At 67.0% G+C, this 5,135-nt stretch carries 7 protein-coding genes and 1 pseudogene; 5 read left to right on the forward strand and 3 right to left on the reverse strand.

The window, feature by feature from the left end:
* Positions 1 to 9 precede the first annotated feature (9 nt).
* Positions 10 to 828: an IS5 family transposase gene (locus AQJ46_RS43235; RefSeq protein WP_059210843.1), complete on the reverse strand. Its 819-nt coding sequence runs from the start codon at positions 826 to 828 to the stop codon at positions 10 to 12.
* 183 nt (positions 829 to 1,011) lie between these two features.
* Between AQJ46_RS43235 and AQJ46_RS43240 the strand changes: the two genes are divergently transcribed.
* From AQJ46_RS43240 to AQJ46_RS43250, 4 genes are all read left to right on the forward strand, one after another.
* Positions 1,012 to 1,287, forward strand: a complete 276-nt coding sequence (locus tag AQJ46_RS43240) for a hypothetical protein (RefSeq protein WP_159064154.1) — start codon at positions 1,012 to 1,014, stop codon at positions 1,285 to 1,287.
* 42 nt (positions 1,288 to 1,329) lie between these two features.
* Complete coding sequence (locus tag AQJ46_RS43245; RefSeq protein WP_059210845.1) at positions 1,330 to 1,509, forward strand: hypothetical protein; 180 nt, start codon at positions 1,330 to 1,332, stop codon at positions 1,507 to 1,509.
* Between the two features lie 656 nt (positions 1,510 to 2,165).
* The gene (locus tag AQJ46_RS55715) at positions 2,166 to 2,306 is read left to right on the forward strand and encodes a hypothetical protein (RefSeq protein ID WP_159064155.1); all 141 of its coding nucleotides are present in this window, start codon (positions 2,166 to 2,168) and stop codon (positions 2,304 to 2,306) included.
* A gap of 484 nt (positions 2,307 to 2,790) precedes the next feature.
* Positions 2,791 to 3,159 (forward strand): hypothetical protein, encoded by a 369-nt coding sequence (locus AQJ46_RS43250; RefSeq protein ID WP_159064156.1) that lies wholly within the window; start codon positions 2,791 to 2,793, stop codon positions 3,157 to 3,159.
* A gap of 164 nt (positions 3,160 to 3,323) precedes the next feature.
* Here AQJ46_RS43250 and AQJ46_RS55720 read toward each other — a convergent pair whose 3' ends face one another.
* Both AQJ46_RS55720 and AQJ46_RS59510 read right to left on the reverse strand, forming a co-directional pair.
* Positions 3,324 to 3,782 carry a hypothetical protein gene (locus AQJ46_RS55720; RefSeq protein WP_159064157.1) on the reverse strand — a complete coding sequence of 153 codons (459 nt, stop codon included), beginning with the start codon at positions 3,780 to 3,782 and terminating at the stop codon, positions 3,324 to 3,326.
* Positions 3,783 to 4,052: 270 nt separating this feature from the next.
* A pseudogene (locus AQJ46_RS59510) lies at positions 4,053 to 4,419 on the reverse strand (ISAzo13 family transposase); the annotation flags it as partial.
* Between the two features lie 455 nt (positions 4,420 to 4,874).
* Here AQJ46_RS59510 and AQJ46_RS56685 point away from each other — a divergent pair.
* Positions 4,875 to 5,114, forward strand: coding sequence for a transposase (locus AQJ46_RS56685; protein ID WP_404828521.1), 240 nt, complete (start codon positions 4,875 to 4,877; stop codon positions 5,112 to 5,114).
* Positions 5,115 to 5,135 lie beyond the last annotated feature (21 nt).

Here is a 5,135-nt window from a genome sequence, read left to right on the forward strand (position 1 = left end):
GGGGTGCTTTCAGAAAGCTGGATGTTTGTGGGCGAGGGTCATGCAGTGTGCGAGCTGGAGGAAGGCGTCGTGCATGTCGTCGCGTACTTCCCAGCGGATTTGTAAGCGGCGGGGGCCATGGAGCCAGGCGAGGGCGGACTCGGCGACCCACCTGACTTTGCCCAGTCCCGAGCCGTGGGGCTGGCCGCGTCGGGCGATCTTCGGTGTGATGCCGCGCTCGCGCAGGCGGCGGCGATAGGTGTCGTGGTCGTAGCCGCGGTCGGCATACAACGTGCGGGGCTTGCGCCGGGGCCGGCCCCGCTTGCCCCGCACCGGCCCAATGCTGTCGACCAGGGGCAGGAGCTGGGTGACGTCGTTGCGGTGACCGCCGGTCAGCGACACCCGCAGCGGGATGCCGTGCGCCTCGGTCAGCGCGTGATGCTTCGAGCCCGGCCGTGCGCGGTCAACTGGGCTCGGACCGACTTTTGGGCTGCTTCGCCCCCGCTTGGCCTGCACGTGGGAGGCGTCGATGGTGGCGCGGGAGAAGTCGAGGCGGTCAGCCGCCCGCAACCTATCCAGCAGCACCCGCTGGAGTTCCTCCCACACCCCGGCCTCCTGCCACTCGGCCAGCCGCCGCCAGCACGTGGGACCCGAACCGAACCCCAACTCCTGCGGCAGGAACTCCCACTGGACACCGGTGTACAGGACGAACAGCACGCCCTGGAGCGTCTTGCGGTCATCGATCCGCTTGCGGCCCGGATACCTGTAACGACGCTCATGCCGCGGCAACAGCGGCTCGATCACCGCCCACAACTCGTCACTGACCTCCCACGGCTTCCGCCGCGCCATGGTCACACCCCACAAACGACGGGATCACATCCACCTCCACCGTGCCACAAAAGGATCATTCTGCAAGGACCCCTAAGCCCGGACATGCTCGCCCGGCGCATGTGGTGGTGGACCTGACCGCAGAGCGCGCCGTGTTCGCTATGCGCCTGATCGAGGACTCGGCCCTCCCGGGTGCAGGCGGTCATGCGGCTGATGTTCCCAGCCGTCGCACCGCGCTTGCCACTGTCGCTTGAGTTCGACCGGCGGAGCCTGGCCCAGCTGCTCACCGAGCGTTTCGGGGCACAGGCAGCCGTCTCGGAGAAGGCACTCGGCGAGGCGCTCGACGCGCTCCTTGCGGACCCCTCCGTCGCGATCACCGGCGACCCAGCGACCGTCGCGGACGCGCAACGGGCCGGAACTCGTGCGCTGCGTCTGAATGGCGAGCTGACGCTCCCCGAGCAGTCTGCCGCGATCGAATAACGGCTGCGCTCTGTGCCGGAGCTCTCCCCGGAGCCCGGGCGGGTGGACCTGATCGAACAAGAGGAACGCAAGACGCTCACGCAGGCCTACGACCGCAAGACGACGGTCACCCGCACGTACACCAGGAAGGGATTCGTCGGCCTGCTGCTCGACGAAGTGCCTGACAAATCGCCGCACACGAGATCGACCTCGACGACCCGTTCTTCCGCACTATGGGCGTGATATCACGACCGCCGCGGACATCGAGAAGATCGGGCTGTTCTCCACCGACGTGTCGATCGAGTACCGCCAGCCCGCCGATGTTCAGGGCCACAAGGCCGCCACCTTCCAACTGACCCCGCAGAGCCCCGGACCCAAACAGTTCGAGACCTACCTCAACCCATCCCGCGACCTGGACTTCCAGATCGGGATCCAGCACCACTTCGATGCGTCCTCGGGCTGGACCGGGGAGAAACAGAGCTACGAGCTGCCGCCGCGCCGCAGTCCGGACCGGACACTGCACGTGGACGCCATCGGTGTCGAGTCACGTACGACGATGAGGCGACCTTCCAACAGCACGATGTCTTCAGGGTGGTGCCCAAGGGCAGCCCGCAGCTGTGGCGCCTTTCGACTGACCCGACCCGAGCAGCGCGGCTGGACCGCCCGGTTCACCCACCACCTCAAGAACGGCACCGTGCTGGCCTCGGGACCAATACACGGCGGCGCGTCGTTCCTCCCAGTGGGACGCCCCCTTCGTAGCGGCACTGGACATCCTCGCCGTCCCTCTCTTCGCGCCCAACACTGCACGGAGCGCCTTCCTGGACATCGAGTACGAGGACGCGGCCAACTCCTACAACCGTCAGGAGCGGCTGGAGATCCCCGGCACGACAACCGCGCCCGTGCCGCTGCGCATCGCCATGCTCGATGCCACCCGGCGGACCTTCCGCCGGCGCATAACCCTGGTGACGAACGGCGCCATCACCCAGCTGGCGCCGGTAGACGGCGACGAGACGATTATTGGCCTCGGCGCGGCGCCGTGAGGGAGGCAGTCCGGTGCCTGGCCGTAGCACTCACCGGCATAACAGTCCTGCCACCGCTTCTCGACGCCGCCGTCGACCGCATGGAAGGCAGCAACTGGCCCGAAGTCGCTTCCATCTGGAGCCGGTTGACGCCGACGGCTTCCCTGTGGAGCTGGCGCCGGAGCACGCGGGGCCGCGCGGAAGCGGGAGCCTGCGGTGGACCGCCGAAGTCGCCGGACCCGAACTGCCGGAGGCCCACCAGCTGCCCCAGGCAGCCGCGCTGCTGACGGCGAGCGGCCAGGCGCCAGACCCGACCTCATCGGCAGGCTGATCGCGGGGCAGTCCCGCACCGCACTGCGTTTTGGCGCCTGGATCGGCGGCCCGGAGACCATGGGTGCGACTCCAGGGCTCAAGCTGTACCCCGAACTGGCCTCGCCCGCCGCAGGCCCTTCCCCCGCACGTCGAAGCAGCCTGGCTCCAACTGCACACCGGCACCGCGCCACGGATGCTGGGCATCGAGCCGGCCCGCGGACGGTACGAGCTCAACCTCAGGCTGCCTCACGCCGCCGGACACCCCGCTGCGCCGGCGGTCCTGGAGGACAGCCTCCCGGACAGGCTGCGCCGACTCTCGGGACGCCGACTGGGCCTCAGCATGGCCTGGACCGTCGACAGTCCGATTATCCTGACCCTGTTCGCGTCGGCCCGGACCCTGTTCCCGCTGACACCGGACGCGTTGGCCGGGCTGGCACCCGCACTGGACCGGGTCCGTGACCTCCACGTACGCCGTGCTCTGGTGGCCATCGGTCTTGACCCCGCCCGCGACGACCCGTCCATCTCGGTGGGACTGCTACCGGGCCAGCCGCCAAGCCAATGATGCATCCGACCAGACGCCATCTTCTTCTGCGGCGGCCGCGCGATGCACCACTGCGCGGGCTTCGATCTGGGCTACCGCGCAGTGTTGATCATGTACGCGGCGCAGCCACCCCTCCAAACAGGGTCGTTCACGACCGGATTGCACCTCTGGACGAGTCCCGCGGCTCAGGCGTCGACAAGGAAATCGCGATAGCAGGCGTAGATGCTCGTGTCGTCGGTGCGAGCGTTCAGGATCAGGTTCCACAGGCCGATGTGCACCTCGCCCGCGGCGGCTTGGTGCACTACGCCGTTGAGGAAGTCGATGTGGCGGCGGATGACTTCGTCGAAGGTCAACGCTCCGTTGCGGAAATTGTCGTCATCCAGCTCCTCCTCGAAGCCCGAGCCTTCGAGCTCGGGGCGCACGTGTCCCGCCACCACTGCCAGGAAATCGTCGAACGAGACACCTTCGGGAAGCCCGCCTGCAGTCTGTTGAACGTTGAAAAAATCATGACTGATGTAGTCATCGCGGTTTGATTCGTTGAGTACATGGTTGAAGATCCGACGGCTACGCTCTGCCGCACCACCGTCACCATCTACGCCGTCGAGCACGCTGAGTGCGCGTTGAGCTCTGTCTTGCCATGTCATGGTTCCACCTCGGGGTGATTGCTCGTCAGCTTTGCTCTGACCCGGATTGATCTCAGGCTCGGAAGGCGAGGATGAACAATTTGTCATCCTCGGAAGCGAGAGGGTGAGATTCATTGCGGGGTCGTCAGCCTGTCCATGCAGGGAAGGGACTCATCGCGCGCCTGACGTTCTTATCTCCGGAGGCATGATCGTTCTTACGTCCGGCGGCCGAATCACTTCAGCGATGACCCGCGTCGTCCATGAGTGGCATCCGGGCTACATTCATTGTCGGTTGCGAAGGGACCATGTGCCACCGGAGGGAGGCGGCGACCGCTGCACTCTTTGGTCGGGCTCGAAACCAGCGCGAGAAGCGCCTCTCGAATGGCTGGGTTCCGGTCGGCAACGCGTTTGCGGCCTCCGGGCCGACGAGCCCGTCCCAACGGCGCACCTGCGTCGTCGAGTTCGCGTATTCCGGCAGACACCTCAGCCTCGCGGACACCGGCGGCACGGGCGACCGTTCTGATCCCTCGTGGCCGAGCGACGGGGCTTCCGCCCCTATCAGCAGAACGACGCTGCCGCTCGTCAAGGGCGGCAGAATCGCCCCGAACTTGGCCGCCAGCACAGCCCGTTGCCCTCCAACCCGCTCATACCAGACCAACGAACCGCCGAGCGGAAAGCCACGAGTCAAGGATCTGCGCGCCCTGAGAACTCCTATCGGAGTGACTTCACGTCGCAAGCAGATGAGCCCGCATCCCAGGGTGAGGAATGCTTCGTGGATGTCGTCGCGTATCTCCAACCGGATGCGCGGGCGGCGGAACCAGTGCAGATGGGCGAACGCGCGCTCGGATCCGCTGTCTGCCGGTCCGGACGGTCAGCAGCGCGCACCTCGACTGCGGCGACACACCGGTCTGACGGATGAGCGGCGGAGGAGTCGGAATGGCTGGAGTGTGCCGAAGCATACGGGGCACGGACAGACCCGCTCGCCGCAGCGCTGCGCACTCCGCCGGATCCACCCGCCGGCCGTGAGGCTCTGCGGATGTCGCTGCGCCCAAGCCTTATCCCGAAGAGTTCCGCCAGGACGTCGTGCGGGTCGCGAGGAACCGCGGCCCGGGTGTGACGGTCGAGCAGGTGGCCACCGACTTCGGCGTCCACCCGATGACGCTGTGGAAATGGATGCGCCGCGCGGACATCGACGACGGGACCAAGCCCGGAACGACCAGCCAGGAGAACGCGGAACTGCGGGAAGCACGTCGGCGGATCAAGCTGCTGGAGCAGGAGAACGAGGTCCTGCGGCGGGCCGCGGCCTATCTGTCGCAGGCGCATCTGCCGGGAAAAGGATCTACCCGCTCGTGAAGGAGCTGGCCGTGGAGGGGG

Source organism: Streptomyces canus, from assembly GCF_001514145.1.
GTDB classification, from domain to species: Bacteria; Actinomycetota; Actinomycetes; order Streptomycetales; family Streptomycetaceae; genus Streptomyces; species Streptomyces canus.